This window comes from Microbispora siamensis (assembly GCF_016863095.1).
In the GTDB taxonomy this organism is placed as follows: domain Bacteria; phylum Actinomycetota; class Actinomycetes; order Streptosporangiales; family Streptosporangiaceae; genus Microbispora; species Microbispora siamensis.
Window position 1 is genome coordinate 64582 of sequence record NZ_BOOF01000019.1, and the last position, 15948, is coordinate 80529.

At 72.3% G+C, this 15948-nt stretch carries 14 protein-coding genes; 7 read left to right on the plus strand and 7 right to left on the minus strand.

The annotated features are described in order from the left end of the window. Positions 1–16 precede the first annotated feature (16 nt). Both Msi02_RS43335 and Msi02_RS18465 read right to left on the minus strand, forming a co-directional pair. Positions 17–889 carry a hypothetical protein gene (locus tag Msi02_RS43335; protein ID WP_239108496.1) on the minus strand — a complete coding sequence of 291 codons (873 nt, stop codon included), beginning with the start codon at positions 887–889 and terminating at the stop codon, positions 17–19. After that, on the minus strand, positions 886–1056 hold the full coding sequence (locus tag Msi02_RS18465) for a hypothetical protein (protein ID WP_204049513.1): 171 nt from the start codon (positions 1054–1056) through the stop codon (positions 886–888). The genes Msi02_RS43335 and Msi02_RS18465 overlap by 4 nt, the downstream gene beginning before the upstream one ends. Between Msi02_RS18465 and Msi02_RS18470 the strand changes: the two genes are divergently transcribed. From Msi02_RS18470 to Msi02_RS18480, 3 genes are all read left to right on the plus strand, one after another. Next, the gene (locus Msi02_RS18470) at positions 1055–1330 is read left to right on the plus strand and encodes a DUF6343 family protein (protein ID WP_204049514.1); all 276 of its coding nucleotides are present in this window, start codon (positions 1055–1057) and stop codon (positions 1328–1330) included. The genes Msi02_RS18465 and Msi02_RS18470 overlap by 2 nt on opposite strands. Before the next feature lie 54 nt (positions 1331–1384). Next, positions 1385–2260 (plus strand): TIGR03619 family F420-dependent LLM class oxidoreductase, encoded by an 876-nt coding sequence (locus tag Msi02_RS18475; RefSeq protein WP_079314822.1) that lies wholly within the window; start codon positions 1385–1387, stop codon positions 2258–2260. Positions 2261–2385: 125 nt separating this feature from the next. Next, positions 2386–2859 (plus strand): nuclear transport factor 2 family protein, encoded by a 474-nt coding sequence (locus Msi02_RS18480; RefSeq protein WP_204049515.1) that lies wholly within the window; start codon positions 2386–2388, stop codon positions 2857–2859. Here the strand turns inward: Msi02_RS18480 and Msi02_RS18485 are convergent. After that, complete coding sequence (locus Msi02_RS18485; protein WP_204049516.1) at positions 2831–3778, minus strand: IclR family transcriptional regulator; 948 nt, start codon at positions 3776–3778, stop codon at positions 2831–2833. The genes Msi02_RS18480 and Msi02_RS18485 overlap by 29 nt on opposite strands. Positions 3779–3866: 88 nt before the next feature. On the opposite strand from Msi02_RS18485, the gene Msi02_RS18490 reads away from it, so the two are divergent. The 3 genes from Msi02_RS18490 to Msi02_RS18500 are packed head-to-tail and all read left to right on the plus strand — an operon-like array spanning position 3867 to position 7026. After that, positions 3867–5078 (plus strand): hypothetical protein, encoded by a 1212-nt coding sequence (locus Msi02_RS18490; RefSeq protein ID WP_204049517.1) that lies wholly within the window; start codon positions 3867–3869, stop codon positions 5076–5078. Next, positions 5078–5854, plus strand: a complete 777-nt coding sequence (locus tag Msi02_RS18495; RefSeq protein ID WP_204049518.1) for an SDR family oxidoreductase — start codon at positions 5078–5080, stop codon at positions 5852–5854. The genes Msi02_RS18490 and Msi02_RS18495 overlap by 1 nt, the downstream gene beginning before the upstream one ends. Before the next feature lie 20 nt (positions 5855–5874). Then, positions 5875–7026 (plus strand): sulfotransferase family protein, encoded by a 1152-nt coding sequence (locus Msi02_RS18500; protein ID WP_204049519.1) that lies wholly within the window; start codon positions 5875–5877, stop codon positions 7024–7026. A 2-nt stretch (positions 7027–7028) separates the two neighbouring features. Here the strand turns inward: Msi02_RS18500 and Msi02_RS18505 are convergent, their stop codons facing one another. The 4 genes from Msi02_RS18505 to Msi02_RS18520 form a co-directional block, all read right to left on the minus strand. After that, positions 7029–10049 (minus strand): caspase, EACC1-associated type, encoded by a 3021-nt coding sequence (locus tag Msi02_RS18505; RefSeq protein ID WP_204049520.1) that lies wholly within the window; start codon positions 10047–10049, stop codon positions 7029–7031. A 3-nt stretch (positions 10050–10052) separates the two neighbouring features. Further along, positions 10053–10457 (minus strand): effector-associated constant component EACC1, encoded by a 405-nt coding sequence (locus Msi02_RS18510; RefSeq protein ID WP_204049521.1) that lies wholly within the window; start codon positions 10455–10457, stop codon positions 10053–10055. Positions 10458–10583: 126 nt separating this feature from the next. Continuing rightward, positions 10584–12077, minus strand: a complete 1494-nt coding sequence (locus tag Msi02_RS18515) for a sugar ABC transporter ATP-binding protein (RefSeq protein WP_239108497.1) — start codon at positions 12075–12077, stop codon at positions 10584–10586. Positions 12078–12143: 66 nt separating this feature from the next. Continuing rightward, the gene (locus Msi02_RS18520; RefSeq protein ID WP_204049522.1) at positions 12144–12944 is read right to left on the minus strand and encodes a DeoR/GlpR family DNA-binding transcription regulator; all 801 of its coding nucleotides are present in this window, start codon (positions 12942–12944) and stop codon (positions 12144–12146) included. Between the two features lie 340 nt (positions 12945–13284). On the opposite strand from Msi02_RS18520, the gene Msi02_RS18525 reads away from it, so the two are divergent. Further along, positions 13285–15834, plus strand: a complete 2550-nt coding sequence (locus tag Msi02_RS18525; protein WP_204049523.1) for a PA14 domain-containing protein — start codon at positions 13285–13287, stop codon at positions 15832–15834. Positions 15835–15948 lie beyond the last annotated feature (114 nt).

Consider the following 15948-nt stretch of genomic DNA (forward strand, 5'->3'; position numbering starts at 1 on the left):
CTCCTGGCCGGCGGGATCAGACCTTCTCCCTGGTCCGCCTGGCCACGACGAACGACGAGATCACGAGCACCGTGAGCAGGCCCCAGTACGCGAGGCCCTTCCTGCCGTGCATGGAGAGGTTCTCGCCCAGGTAGGTCAGGCCGGGGATCAGGTAGACCGCCGCCGCGAGCGCCCATCTGGCGTCCCTGATCGAGACGGTGGCCCAGAACACGGCCGCGAGCGCCAGCACCTCGACGCCGGCCCGGGCGAGCATCCAGGGCAGCGTCTCCGGGTAGGACAGGCCGAGCGGGAACTGCAGCCCCCAGCAGAACGCGGGAACGAGAAGCCACGACCATGATCGGACGGGAAGGCCCTTCCCCGGTCGCACCGCGAGTACGGCCAGGCCGGCGACGATCACCCAGAAGGGCGCCATGCTCGACACCTCGACGTACGCGGGGCCGAAGCCGGCCATTGTGAACGCGTCGCCGTGGAAGACCAGGAAGCGGCTGGACTCGAGCGCCGCGATCAGCGCCAGGGCGAGTGCCACCCGCGCCCATCCGCGGATGATCGCCACCATCAGCGCGATCGCGCCGAGGGTCCAGAGCGGCCGGACGAGGTGCGGCAGCATCTCGATCTTCATGGCGAACGTGGTCGTCGCGACGGCGAGCACGCCCAACTGCAGCCCGTCCGCCCACCAGGGCACGCCACTGGCCCTGGTGTTCCGGGCACGGGCGGCGAAACCGCCGGCGATGAGCGCGAGCACCTCCCGGAGCGGCGGACGGCGCGTGTGAGGGCCGGACGCCGCCATCAGGGTGCCGATGAGTTCCTCGCCGTGCCACTCTCGATAGACCTTCGGGTAGACCCGGAGCAGGCGGCGGTAGCGCCGTTCGAGCGCGTGCTCGGCGCTCATGCGCCCACCACCCCGATCTGCGCCGTGACGACCTTGGCGGCCTGCTGGAGCCGTACGGCCTCCGCGTGGACCGCGGCGACGCCGTCGTCTTCCAGCGCTTCCGCCGCGACCGCACCTGGTACGGGCCCGAGTGGGTAGGGCTCGATATGGGAGGGAGGTGACGGCATGGAGAAGCGTCGCCACGGGCGGACCGGCTCTCCGCGCGGCTCCTCGTCGCCGCGCGACCGGTTCTGGTCGGTGTTCTCCCCGACGTCCGAACCGCCGCGCAGCGCCCTCGGCCTGCGTATGGTGCTGGCCGTCTTCGGGCTGGTGGTCTGCGGCTTCATCGCCATCACGGGGTACGCGGCGGGCCTGGTCGTGCCGGCCGTCGTCGCGACCGTGCTCGCGATCGTCGCCGCGGCCGACTTCGTCGTGCTGGTCCGCCGCCGCGCCGGGCGATGAGGAAAGGCCGAGCGGGGCATTCAAAAATAGAACGCGTTCTCGTACGCTCCGGGTATGCGTTTCACCTACGCCGAGGCCATGACCGACCCGTCGTACTACCTGCCGCTCGCCCGGGCCGCGGAGGCGGCCGGATACGCGAGCATGAGCGTGGCCGACTCCCTGGTCTACCCCCGGGAGTCGGACGCGAGGTATCCGTACACGGCGGACGGAGACCGGGAGTTCCTGGAGGACAAGAGCTTCATCGAGACGTTCGTCCTCATCGCGGCGATGGGGGCGGTCACGTCGACGATCCGGTTCACGCCGTTCGTCCTCAAGCTCACGGTGCGTCCCCCGGTGCTGGTGGCCAAGCAGGCCGCCTCCGTCGCCTGGCTCACCGGCGGGCGGCTCGGCCTCGGCGTCGGGCTGAGCCCCTGGCCGGAGGACTACGCCGTGACGGGCGTGCCGTGGGCGCGGCGGGGCAGGCGGATGGACGAGGCCATCGAGATCGTCCGCGGCCTGACGCGCGGCGGCTACTTCGAATACCACGGCGAGTTCTACGACCTGCCGCCGGTCAAGATGTCCCCGGTCCCGGCCGAGCCGGTCCCGATCCTGGTCGGCGGGCACAGCGAGGGGGCGCTGCGCCGGGCCGCCAGGCTCGGGGACGGCTGGATGCACGGCGGGGGAGATCCCGCGGAACTGGACGCGCTGCTCGCCAGGCTCGCCGCGCTGCGCGCAGAGGAGGGCACCGCCGACCGGCCCTTCGAGATCCACGTCATCTCTCCCGACGCCTACAGCGTGGACGGCGTGAAGCGGCTGGCCGACAAGGGCGTCACCGACGTGATCGTCGGCTTCCGCAGGCCGTACGTGAAGGGGCCCGACACCGAGCCGCTGAGCCGGAAGATCGAGCACCTGGAGCGCTTCGCCGAGGCGGTGATCGCCAAGGTCGCCTAGCGTCCCGGATCTTGCGGAGAGTGGACCGGCCGCCGTCACCGCGACGCCGTGAGGCCGGTCTTCCAGGGTGGCCGGAGTAGAACGCGTTCTTGTCAGCGGCCCCGGGGTCGCGCATGCTGGGGCGCATGGATCTGATCGCGCTGGAGGAGATCCGCCAGACCAAGTACCGCTACCTGCGCTGCCTGGACCTCAAGCGCTGGGACGACTTCGCCGACACGCTGACCGGCGACGCCGTGGCGGCCTACGACAATCCGGTCGCCGGCGACCCGCTGCGGTTCGACGGGCGCGCGGCCATCGTCGGCTACATGCGCGCCAGCGTGGGGCCGGAAGTGATCACGACGCACCTCGCCGGTCACCCCGAGATCGAGATCGACGGCGACGAGGCGAGGGGCACCTGGTGCCTCGACGACACCGTGCTCATCCCACGCCATCGCCTGATGATCCGCGGATCCGCCTACTACGAGGACACCTACCGGCGCTGCTCCGACGGGCGCTGGCGGATCAGCGGCACCGGCTACCGCCGGACGTACGAGTACACGGTGTCCCTCGACGACCTGCCCAGCCTGCGGTTCACCGCGAACCGCTGGGCCGCGTCCTGACCTTCCCGGAGCCGGGCCGCGCCGCAGGTCTGTCCGGAACCGCGCCGCCGAGTTCCGCGGTGACGGCGTCGGCCGCGGCCACCAGGGCGGCGCCGCGCCGGGCGATCTCCGCGCCGGTGACGGAAGCGCCGACGTGCAGGGTGAGAACGAGTTCCTGTTCGCCGCCGGGGCCGTAGGCGGGCGCGGCGACGAGGTTGACCGGGTGCTTCTTCCGCGGGTTCAGGCCCGCGCCGAGGTAGACGCGCTCGCCCAGGCTCGACACCATCTCGCCGACCAGGGCGCGCACCTCCCGCGGCAGCTCGTACGCCGCCACCCCGGCCATCAGGGAGTGCAGCCGCATCCCGGCCGGGGTGAGGCTCTCCACGAGATATCCCGCCGCCCGGCACTGCTCGACGACCGCGCGCAGGTGCTCGCGGTCCATCCGCACCGGCAGCGTCGGCTCCCTGGCCAGCCAGCGCTCCAGTTCCCGGTCGGGTCCCCACAGCACGTACATCAGCCCGACGGGCGGCGCGAACGGGTAGCGTTCGCCCACCCTGACCGCCGGGGCGCCGGGCGGCACGACCGCGTCGAGCACCATGATCTCGTCGCCCACGACGGCCGAGGCGGTGCAGGTCGCGTGATACCGCTCGGCCAGCGGCTCCAAGTGACGCCGGGCCACGTCGCCGGCCAGGAAACCGCGCCGCGCCGCCCTTCCCGCCGCGATCAGCGCGGGACCGAGGCCGTACGTCAGCGTGGCGGGGTCGCGCACGAGATATCCGGCGGCGACCAGTTCGGTGAGGATGCCCAGGCACGTGGGCTTGCTGATGCCCAGCTCGCGGGCGAGCGCGGACAGGCCGAGCCCGCGGCCGCCCGCCGCGACCAGATGGTCGAGCACGGCGACCACCCGCCGGGCGGGCGGAGAGCGCCGCGTCACCGCCATTGACCACCCCTAGAACGAGTTCTACTCTCCGATGAGAAAAAGGCTACCGCTTCGGTACATATTTGTACCGCGAACCCGAGGGAGTCCGATGGCCACGGAACCGTTCGCCCGGGCGATCGCCGAGGCCGAGGAGATCATCCGCTCCGCGCCCCACGTGCGGTCCGAGCAGGACCTGGCCGAGGGCCTCGACTACCTGGCGGGGGGCATCAAGGCGGCGTTGCACATGACGTGGGCCTACGACCGCGACTTCCCCTTCTTCGCCGCCTCCACGGGTCCGTACGCCAAGCTCGGCCTGGACAACCCCGACACGCTCTACTTCCACGCCTACATCCGGGACGACGCGGAATACGTGGTCACCGGCCGCCGCGGCACCACGGCCGACCTGAGCTTCCAGGTGCTCGACGGCGACTACTCGCCCGCGCGGTCGCCCGACAGCCTCACCGCCTTCGACGACCGCGACATCGAGATCGCCCCGGACGGGTCGTACGAGCTGCGCTTCGGCCCGCCCGGCACGGGGGCCCGCTCCATGCCGGGCCCGAACCGCTTCACGCCGGGCCCGAACCGCTTCACGCTGGGAACGGGCGCGGCGATGCTGATCGTGCGGGAGGTCTTCTCCGACTGGGAGGCCGAGCGGCCCGGCGAGATCCGCATCCACCGCGCCGACACACTCGGGTCGGCGCCCCCGCCCCCGGCCGTGGACAGGATGGCCAGGCGCTACGAGGTGGCCGCGAAGATGCTGCTGGGGCGGCTGCGGACGTTCCTGGCGTTCCCGGAGCGGCACTACCTCACGCTGCCGGTCAACACGATGACCGAGCCGCGGCCCACGCCCGGCGGCCTCGCGACGCAGTATTCGTCCGTCGGCCACTACGACCTCGACGACGACCAGGTCATGGTCGTCACCGTGCCCGCCGCGGGCCGCGACGTCGCGCCCTACCAGGGGTTCCAGCTCGGCAGCATGTGGTACGTCTCGCTGGACTACATCAACCACCAGACCAGCCTCACCGCCGACCAGGCCCGCCACGACCCCGACGGGAAGATCCGCTACGTGATCGGCGAGCGCGACCCCGGGCTCGCCAACTGGCTCGAACGCACCGGGCACCGCCGCGGCTACCTGCAGATCCGCTGGCAGCGGCTGACCCGCCCACTGGGACCCGGGGACGGCCCCGAGGTGGAGGTGATGCGGTTCGAGGACCTGCCGTCCCGGCTGCCCTACCACGACCGGCAGCGGGTGGGCCCGGGGGAGTGGGCGGCCAGGATCGCCGCCCGGCAGGCCGCCGTCGCCCGAAGGATGCTGGGCTGATGCCGCTGAAGGACCGGGTCGTGGTGATCTCGGGGGTCGGGCCGGGGCTGGGGCGCGGCCTGGCGCTGCGGTGCGCGGCGGCCGGGGCAGACGTCGTGCTGGCCGCCCGCGGCGAGGAGCGGCTGGCCGCGGTGGCCGAGGAGGTCGCGGCGCTCGGCCGCCGCGCCGTGCCCGTGCGGGCCGACGTCACCGACGAGGCGTCGCGGCGGCGGCTGGTCGCGACGGCGCTGGAGACCTGCGGCCGGGTCGACGGCCTGGTCAACAACGCCTTCGCGATGCCGCCGATGACGGACCTCGTCGACGTGGATCTCGACGCGGTGCGCGCCGCCTTCGAGACCAACGTGCTCGCCGCGTTGCGGCTCACCCAGCTCTTCGCGCCGGCGCTCGCCGAGCACGCGGGCTCGGTCGTGATGATCAACTCGGCGGTGCTGCGGCACTCGCGGCGCACCTTCGGGGTCTACAAGATGGCCAAGGCGAGCCTGCTCGCCCTCGCCCAGAACCTGGCCACCGAGCTCGGGCCGCGCGGCGTGCGGGTCAACAGCGTCGCACCCGGCTACATCTGGGCGGACAACCTGAAGCGCTACTTCGAGGACCTGGCCCGGCGGCGCGGCGTCCCCGCGCGGCAGGTGTACGACGAGACCGCCGCCACGCTCGACCTGCGCAGGCTGCCCGAGCCCGACGAGATCGCCGATGCCGCGGTGTTCCTGCTGTCCCCGCTCGCGCGGGCGATCACCGGCCAGTGCCTCGACGTCAACTGCGGCGAATGGCACCACTGACACGTGCGGGAGGCGATCGGATGAGCACGGGACGCGACGGCGTCGGGACGGTCGAGGACCTGCACGCCTGGGCGAGCGGCGCCACCGGGCTGACCGACTTCGGGGACGACCCCTACCTCGACGGTCTCGGCGTGCTGCTCGAGTCGTACGCCCGGGACGCCGCGCTCACCCAACAGGGCGCCAGGGCGGCCCGAGCGATGCTGCGCGGCGCGCTGACCGCCCGGCTGCGGTGCGAGGGGGCGTGGCGGCGGCACCCGGAGCACACGGCCGTGCCGATCGAGCGGCCGATCTTCGTCACCGGCCTGCCGCGCACCGGCACCACCGCCCTGCACCGGCTGCTGACCGCCGACCCCGCCAACCAGGGGCTGGAGCTGTGGCTGACCGACTCGCCCCGGCCGAGGCCGCCGCGCGAGACCTGGGCGGGCGACCCGGAGTATCGGGCCGCCCAGGCCGCGTACGAGCGGCACCACGTGCGCCATCCGGAGTTCATGGGCGTGCACTACATGTCGGCGGACATGGTCGAGGAGTGCTGGCGGCTGCTCCAGCAGTCGATGCGGTCGGTCTCCTTCGAGTGCCTGGCCCACCTGCCCGCGTACTCGGCCTGGCTGGCGGCGCAGGACTGGACGCCCGCCTACCGGCGGCACCGGCGGATCCTCCAGCTCGTCGGGCTGAGCGACCCCGGCCGGCGGTGGGTGCTGAAGAACCCCAGCCACCTGTTCGCCCTGGACGCGATCATGGAGGTCTACCCCGGCGCGCTGGTCGTCCAGACCCACCGCGACCCGGTCACCTCCATGGCGTCGATGTGCAGCCTCGCCGCGCAGGCGACCGCCGGATGGTCGGAGGCGTTCACCGGCGCCGTGATCGGGCGGGACCAGCTCGACCTGTGGAGCCGGGGTCTCGACCGCTTCCGCGCCGCCCGCGCCCGGCACGACCCGGCGCGGTTCTTCGACGTCCGCTACGAGGAGTTCGTCCGCGACCCGCTCGGCATGGTCGAGGCCGTCTACGCCCACTTCGGGCTGCCGCTCGGCGACGCCGCCCGTACGGCCATGGCCCGCCTGCACGAGGAGAGCCGCTCGGGGGAGGCCCGGCCGTCCCACCGGTACGAGTTGTCCGGCTTCGGGCTGACCCCCGAGGAGGTCGAGGCGCGCTTCGCCGGCTGCCCCGCCCGCTGACGTCAGCTCGGGCTGGGCGAGACAGGGCTGGAGAGAACGATGAGGGCGCGGCCGGTGGCCGCGTCCCAGAGCCGGGCCGTGCCGTCGTAGCCACCGCTCGCCAGAACCTTGCCGTCCCGGCTGAAGGCCAGCGCGGCGACCTCCCCGGAGTGGCCGGTCAGGGTGCGGATCCGCCGGCCGTTCGAGGCGTCGGAAAGAACGATGGTGTGGTCGTACCCGCCGCTGGCCAGGATCGTGCCGTCCGGGCTGTAACACAGGGCGGTCACGTGTCCCAACGTGTGATCGCTCACGGTCGTCACGACATCACGGGTGGAGGTGTCCCAGATCAGGACCGTGGTGGTGGCCAGGCTGTTCGTCGCGACCGTCCGGTTGTGCCGGGGGCGGAAGGCGGCCACGGTGACGCCCGAGAGCTGGCCGCCGTCGCCGAACCGCCCGATCAGGGCCCCGGTGGTGCGGGAGGTCTTCACGTCCCAGAGGTAGACGGTCCGGTCGAGGCCGGCGCTCGCCAGAGTCGTGCCGTCGGTGTTGAACGCCACCCCTTCGACGAACCCGTTGTGCGCGTTCAGGACCTGACGGCTGTCGCCGGTCCGGGGGTTCCAGAGCCTGACCGTCGTGTCCACGCCACCGCTGGCCAGGATCGTGCCGTCCGGGCTGAACGCCAGCGCGGGGATGGCGCCGACCCCGACCACGCTGGGGCTGGGGTCGGTGCCGAGAGTCTCCAGTCCCTGTGAGTGGCCGACCAGGGTGTTCTCGAGACGGCCGGTGGCGACGTCCCAGAGCCGGATCTTGTTGTCGCCGTGCCCCGTGGCCAGAAGCTTCCGGTCCGGGCTCAGCGCCATGGAGAAGATCCCGCTGTCGTGCTCCTCCACCATGGAGCCCGGGATCGTCCGGATCAAGCGGCCCGAGGCCGGGTCCCACACCCTGGCCTGCGGTTCGAGGTAACTGGCGGTGATCAGGAGATCGTCCAGGAAGAGCACAGAGGTGATCGCATCGTGGGGGTGGGCGGAGGAGGCGCCGCCCTGCGAAGCGAGCGAGGCCGCCCACTTCGTGACGGCCGCCGAGGCCACCGCGAGCCCGGCGAGAAGAAGCATGCGCCGCGTCACGGGGCCCCGGCCGGTGGGGAGTGGAGCGGAGGCCGGCGCTCGGAAGGACCGTGCGATCCTGACCAGTTCGACGTAGACGACCAGCTCCGGCAGGCCCAGCAGGGCGCCCCGGGTGAGGAGCTCGACGAGCCAGATCACCGGCAGGCTCCCCGCCGTCGCCGCCGCCCAGGCTGGCCACAGCGAGATCCGCCAGGCCGTCACGGCGAAGAGCGGAACGCCGAGCAGGACGACGAACAGCGACAGGAGTGTCCAGACGTCTCCGAACAGTCCGGTGCGCGCCGCGACGGGCGCCCCGGCGACCGCCGCGACGAGCAGCCCGGCGATGCCGAGCAGGAACGACAGTCGCCGGCCCAGACTCAGATCAGCGCGGCTCAGGTCGGCGCGGCCCAGGCCGGTGCCTGCCGGGACGAATCCCCAGAAGGCGACCGCGAGCGCCGCCATCGAGAGGAACCAGCTCCCCGCCGCGATGCTCATGGACGTGTCGTGGGTGGGGGAGAAGTCCCTGTTCCCGTAGGTGATCGCGCCGACCAGCGCGGCCACGCCGAACATCGTGGTCAGGACGGCCGCCGTCGCGGATCCGGCGACGGCGAGCGCCCGCCGGCCTGCCGTCACTCGTCCGGACGCCGGCTCGCCCGATGGCAGAGACGCCTGTACGGAGAATCTTCCGGCCGCCGGAGAAACCGTCTGACGACCAGTCGCGGCCGCGTGCTCTTCGGCGGCAGGGACGCGAGGGGGCACAGGCGGCGGCCCGGCGGCCTCCGGCGGGGTGAGCGCGTCCGCCTGCGACGAGGCCGGTGCCGTCGCGGTCGCGGCCGTCGTCGCCGCGGGGCTCCCGGTCTCCGTTTCCGGCGACTCGGATGGAGCCTGCGGTGCGGCTGGTTCGGGATCGGGGGCACGCGCGCCGACCGGTTCGGCCGGTTCGGATCGCACCGGCGGTTCGGCGGGCTCGGGCGGTTCCGGTGATGCGGGCGGTTCGGCACCGAGGGCGCGCAGCCTGGCGGCGGCGGCCGCCGAGACCATGCGGCTGTCGTCGTCGGCCAGCCGCAGGAGCGCCTCGCGCACCCGGGCTCTGACCAGGCCGTTGCCGACCCGGTAGAGGTGGTCCAGCGTGTCCACGGCGTTCAGCCGGTCCCCGGCCATGGGGCTCGTAAGGGCGTGGCCGACGTGCGGAGGCAGCGACCAGTTCACGTTCCGGGCGATGACGGTGCGGCCCTCGACGTTGTCCTGCCGCTTGGGCCGCTGCTGCGGCATCTCGGCCACGACACGGTCGTAGACGTAGCCGTACAGCTCGTCGAGCGTGATGTCGCCGTCGCCGTCCAGGTCGGCCCGGCCGGTACGCAGCCCCTCCACGAGGTGCCGGGTGAACACCGATCGCGGAGCCTCCCCGTGCACCCGATCGCCCTCGAAGGCGTACTGGGTGGCGTCGGTGGCGGTGAGGACGGTGCGGCCGCGCCCCCGGAACTGGTCCAGCGCGTGCACGTCGTCACCGGCCTTGGCCAGCCGTCCGGCCGGGTAGGCCCCGCTGTAACAGCAGTCGAGGATGAGGACCTTCCGGCGTGACGCGCATGCCTCCATCGCGTAGTCGATCTGCTCGCCCGATATGGCGGTGAAGATCAGACTGTCCCGCCGGGTGTCGCGCGTGGCCAGGTAGAGCCGGCCGTCGTCGTCCTTGAGGCCATGACCGGTGAAGTACAGCAACGTCAGGTCGTCGCCGCGCCGGTCGCGATACAGGTCGGCGATGGCCTCCCCGACCCGGTGGTTCGGCTCGTTCACCAGCGTGGTGACCTCGAAGCCGCCGATCTCCGGATCCCGGAGCACGGCGGCGAGCGTCTCGACGTCGTGGGCCGGAGCCGTCAGGCGACGCAGACCCGCGTCGTCGTACAGGTAGGTGGCGATCAACAGCGCCAACCGGCGGCCCATGCGCTATCCGCCCGAATGTCGCCGGATGAAGGCACCTATCAGCTCGCGTCGCTCGGCGGCCGTGGCCCGCTCGAGCTCGAGGGAGTCGCCGTCGACGGTGACCACGATCCGGTGCCGCGCCGACTGCCGGTCGAGCCAGTCCTGCAGCACGCCGACCAGCGAGGTGAACACGCCGCCGGAAGCGCTGAAGGCCACCAGGAGCGCGCCCACGGTGACCGGGTCGGGGCTTTTCGCCCCCTCGGGAGCCGGGCCGCCGGGCGCCGTCCGGATCGACTCGACTCCGACCTCGCTCAGCTCCCGGCGGAGCCTCCGGGTGAGCCGGTCGTGCAGGTCGGCGTCCACGTCCGCGTCCGGCAACAACTCCACGCGCATGCCGATCAGGCCGCCGGCCTCCGGACTTCCGTTCATCCTCGCCCCCTCGCCCGCGCCGCGCGGGCGGAGCCGTGTGTCGCCCTGCTATCGTCGGCCGCCCCCGATGCCGTTACAGCACGCCCCGACACACCATCCGGCGGCCACCGGTCCGGCGGCGGAAGGTCAGCTCGCGGCGAGGGCTCCCATGATGCGGTCCTCGCTGACCTCGGGCCCGGCGAGCTCGCCGACGACCGCGCCGTCACGCAGGACCACCACGCTGTCGCAGTTCTCCACCAGCTCCGACACGTCGGAGGAGATCAGCAGGATCGCCAGCCCGTCCACCGCCAGGTCGTCGAGGAGCGACCGCATGGCCAGCTTGGTCGCGATGTCGACGCCCCGGCTGGGCTCGTCGAGCAGCAGCACCTTCGGGTGCATCGCCAGCCAGCGGGCCAGCAGCACCTTCTGCTGGTTGCCGCCGGACAGCTCCCCGGCCGCCTGCCGGGGCGAGACGGCCTGGATGCCCAGCCGCCGCATGAACGTGGCGACGATCCGGTCCAGGTGCGCGTCGGAGACGATCCCCGCGCGGGACAGGCGGGGGAGCGCGGCCAGCGCGATGTTGTCGCGGACCGACAGCGTCGGCACGATGCCCTCCACCCGGCGGTTCTCCGGCACGAGCCCGACTCCGGCGCGGATCGCGTTCCTGATCGACCACTTGCCCGCGGGCGCGCCCGCGATCGTCACCTGGCCCGCGTCCACGCGCAGCGCGCCCGCGATCGCCTTCGCGGTCTCGCTGCGCCCCGCGCCCCGCAGCCCGCCGAGGCCGACCACCTCTCCCGTACGCAGGGCGAGGGAGACGTCGCGGAGCACGTGGCGGCGGGTCAGCCCCCGCGCTTCGAGCAGGGGTTCGTCGGCGGGCGGCCCGGCGGGCTCGCCGGTGACGGCGTCCGCCCCCTCGGCGTGGAAGGGCCGGCCGAGCAGGAGCGAGACCAGCCTGCGGCGGTCGAGGCCGGTGAGCGGTCCCGTATGGACCACGCGGCCCTCGCGCAGCACGGTCACCCGGTCGCAGATCTCGTAGAGCTCGTCGAGCCGGTGGGTGACGTACAGCACCGCCCGGCCCTCGTCGCGGAGCCGGGAGATCGCGCCGAACAGGACGTCCAGCTCGTCGCGCTCCAGCGCGGAGGCGGGCTCGTCCATGACGACCAGCCGCGCGTCCGCGGACGCGGCCCTGGCCAGGGCGACGAGCTGGCGCGCGCCGTCGCCGAGCGAGCCGAGAGGGCGTCGCGGGTCGGCGCGCAGGCCGTAGGAGGACAGCAGCTCGGCGGCCCGCGCGTGCATGGCGGCGAAGTCGATCAGCCCGAAGCGCCCGCGCGGCTCCCGGCCGAGGAACAGGTTGGCGGCGATGCTCATCGTGGGGACGAGCCCGGCATCCTGGTGGATCGTGGCGATCCCGAGCCGGGCCGCCTCGGTGGGGGAGGAGAGGGCGATCTCCTCCCCGAGGTAGCGCAACCGGCCGGCGTCCGGCCTGCACACCCCCGAGAGCACCTTGACCAGGGTGGACTTGCCCGCGCCGTTGCCGCCGACGAGCGCGTGGACCTCCCCGGCCCGCAGGGCAAGGGTGACGTGGTCGAGCGCGGGCGCGCCTTGAAAGCTCTTGCAAATACCTGCGGCCTGCAGCACGGTTGCCTCCGCCTCGAATGGTGAGCCCGGCAGGAAACAAACCCGTAACGAGGCCGTCACATTCGATCAAATCTGAGCAACGTGCAGGCGGACGCCCTTGCCGCTCAGCTCGTCGAGCACGTCGCGCGGGGCGGCGTCGTCGGTGACCAGATGGTCGATCTGCTCTGCGGACACGGTCTGCACCATCGCGTCGATGCCGATCTTGGTGTGGTCGGCCAGCACGACGACCTCCTCGGCGGCGGCGGCCAGGGCCTGGTCGACGCAGGCGACCTGCATGTTGGGGGTCGACAGGCCGCGGTCGGCGGTGAGCCCGTTGCCGGAGATGAAGGCCCGGCGCACGCGCAGCCCGGCGAGCGACCGCTCGGCCGCGCTGCCGACGAGGGCGAGGATCGGCCCGCGCAGCGTGCCGCCCGTCAGCATCACCTCGATGCGCGGGGAGTTGGCGAGCGCCTGTGCGACCAGCAGCGAGTTGGTGACCACGGCGAGCTCGGTGTGCCTGCTCAGCCTGCGGGCGAACTCCTGGGTGGTGGTCCCCGGGCCGACGACGATCGCGTCCCCGTCCTCGACCAGTGACGCGGCCAGGTCGGCGATGGCGGACTTCTCTGCGGAGGAGAGCGTCACCTTCTGGACGTAGCTGGCCTCCCGGTTCAGGTCGCCGGGGAGGGTGGCGCCGCCGTGGTGCCGGTTGAGCAGGCCCTCCGACTCCAGCGCGCGCAGGTCGCGGCGTACGGTGACCTCCGACGACTGCACCGCCTGGGCGAGCTCGCGCAGGGAGACGGCGCCGTTGGCCCGCACCAACTCCAGAATGCGCTGGCGGCGCTCGGCCGCGAACACGGGCCGGCGCCCGTCGCTGTCCGTGTCGACCACGCCCCCACCCTCCGCTGTGACCGGATCCGATCATAGTCGACCAGCCAAAGCGCCGCACGAGTGACCGAAAATGAACGAATCTGATCTGATCTCTTGACCGGAGCCCGCTCGCGGTGCTTATTTGAGGGCGATAACCGACTCGATCCTGTCCGAATCTGATCGGTCCCGTTCGGAAGGCGCGTTCCCCGCGTGCCCGGCGTCCGCGGGCCCGATCTCGACCCTCCCCCCCACGTCATGGCAGGTGGTCGCCGGCGCGCCGCGAAGCGCACCGCCGCGCCGGCCGGACGCGGCCACGCCGTACGGCGCGTCCGCCCGGCCCTGCCCGCAGGAAAGGATCCCTGTGAGAAAGCCCATCCTCTTACTGCTGGCCGTCGTTCTCGGCGCCGTCTGGCAGGTCGCGGGCCAGGTCCCCGCGACCGCCGCCGGCGCCGAGCGGCACGGCCTGCGCGGCGACTACTACCTGTCCTCGGCAGCAGGGAAGTTCGACTTCGCCCAGCTCAAGGCCACCGTGATCGACCCGGATCTCGAGCTGCCCGACCTCAACCCGGTCTTCACCTCGCTGACCGGGCGGGAGGACGACGTCACCGTGCGGTGGACGGGCCGCATCCAGCCCGCGTACTCCGAGGCGTACACCTTCTCGATCATCGGGGACAACGGCTTCCGGCTCTGGGTGAACAACACGCTGGTCATCGACCACTGGGTCGACGACTGGGACAAGGAGCAGACCGGCACCCCGATCACCCTGCAGGCCGGCCAGAAGTACGACATCAAGGTCGAGTACTTCGAGCACTTCGGCGGCGCCAACCTCCACCTGCGCTGGCAGAGCGCCAGCCAGCCCAAGCAGGCCGTGCCGGCGGAGGCGTTCTACCTGCCCGAGGGCTTCGACCCGCCGGGGCCGGACAGCGCCGCCGTCGACGCGGCGGGCGACACCGCCACCCTCGACTTCGGCGACACCGCGCTCGCGCCGCTGCCCGCAGGCGCCGCCGAGCACTTCGGCCTGACGGTGGCCGGCACCAAGTGGCAGGTCGCGTCGGCCGCCCTCGACGGGACCACGAAGGTCAAGCTCAAGCTCGGCTTCCCCATCCCCCGTCTCGCCGCCGACATCCGGGCCTCCTACGACGGAAAGGGCGGCCTCGCCAAGGCGGACGGCACCGCGATCGAGGCGTTCACCTGGGTCCCGGTGTCCAACGGCTCCACGTACGTGCTGAAGACCCGCTGGTCCGGCGACGTGGACGCGAACAACCCGCTGCCCGAGTACCCCCGCCCGCAGCTCGTCCGCGACCGCTGGCAGAACCTCAACGGCACCTGGCAGTTCGCCGCCGCCAAGGACGGTGAGGCGCCGCCCTTCGGCCGCGACCTCGGCGAGCGGATCATCGTGCCCTACCCCGTGGAGTCGAGCCTGTCCGGCATCGGCCGCCACGAGGACCGCATGTGGTATCGCCGCACCTTCGAGGTGCCCGCCTCCTGGAAGAAGGACCGCGTCCTGCTCCACCTCGACGCCGTGGACTACGAGTCGGTCGTCTACGTCAACGGCAAGCAGGTCGGCGCCCACAAGGGCGGCTACGACAGGATCACCGTGGACGTGACCGACGCGCTCACCCGCAAGGGCCCGCAGGAGCTGGTCGTCGGCGTGACCGACCCGACCGACAACGGCCGCCAGCCCATCGGCAAGCAGCGGCTCAACCCGGGCAGCATCTGGTACACCCCCGCCTCCGGCATCTGGCAGACGGTCTGGATGGAGCCCGTCGACAAGACCCACATCGAGGCCGTGGACACGATCCCCGAGGTGCTCGGGCAGTCCCTGCGGGTGAAGGTCAGGGCGAACGGCGACGCCACCGCCGTCGTCACCGCCCGCGCCGGCAAGCGCGTCATCGGCAAGGTCTCCGGCCCGGCCGGCAAGGAACTGGCCGTGCCGATCCCGGACCCCCACCTCTGGACGCCCGACGACCCGTACCTGTACGACCTCACGGTCGAACTCAAGGGCGGCGACAAGGTGGAGAGCTACTTCGGCATGCGCTCCATCTCGGTCGGCCGGGTGAACGGCACGACCCGGGTCCTGCTCAACGGCGAGCCGGTGTTCCAGTTCGGCCCGCTCGACCAGGGCTACTGGCCGGACGGCATCTACACCGCGCCGACCGACGAGGCGCTGCGGTACGACCTGGAGCAGACCAAGGCGCTCGGCTTCAACATGGTCCGCAAGCACATGAAGGTCGAGCCGGACCGCTGGTACGCCTACGCCGACAAGCTCGGCCTGCTCGTCTGGCAGGACATGCCGTCGATGTTCGGCGCAGCGAGCGCGGCCGACAAGACGCAGTTCGAGAGCGAGCTGAAGGAGATCGTCGACGAGCACCGCAGCAGCCCGTCGATCGTCATGTGGGTGCCGTTCAACGAGAGCTGGGGCCAGTACGACATCTCCAGGATCGCCGACTACGTGAAGAGCCTGGACCCCTCCCGGCTCGTGGACAACATGAGCGGCATCAACTGCTGCGGCGCCCAGGACGGCGGCAACGGTGACGTGATGGACTACCACATCTATCCCGGACCCGGCAGCCCCGGTAAGCCCGGCTTCTTCCGGGCCTCGGTGCTCGGCGAGTACGGCGGGCTCGCCCTGCCGGTGATCGGGCACACCTGGACCGGCGGCGGCTGGGGCTACGCGGTCGAGTCCGACTCCGAGTCGCTGACCAAGCGCTTCCTGGAGATGGACGACGCCCTGCGCAAGCTGCACGCCTGCAACGGCCTCAGCGCGGCCGTCTACACCCAGACGACCGACGTGGAGACCGAGATCAACGGCCTGATGACCTACGACAGGGCCGTGACCAAGCCGGACGTCAAGCGCGTGCACGACGCCAACACGGCGCTCACCGCGGAGATCCTCCCGGCCTGCTCCTGACCCGCACGGCCTTCGGCGGCCAGGACGACACGTCCGGGCCGCCCACCGGCACCCCCCACGGCACCCCCCACGGCGGGGCCGCCCTCAGGCGGGCGGCCCCGCCGTCACCCCCCG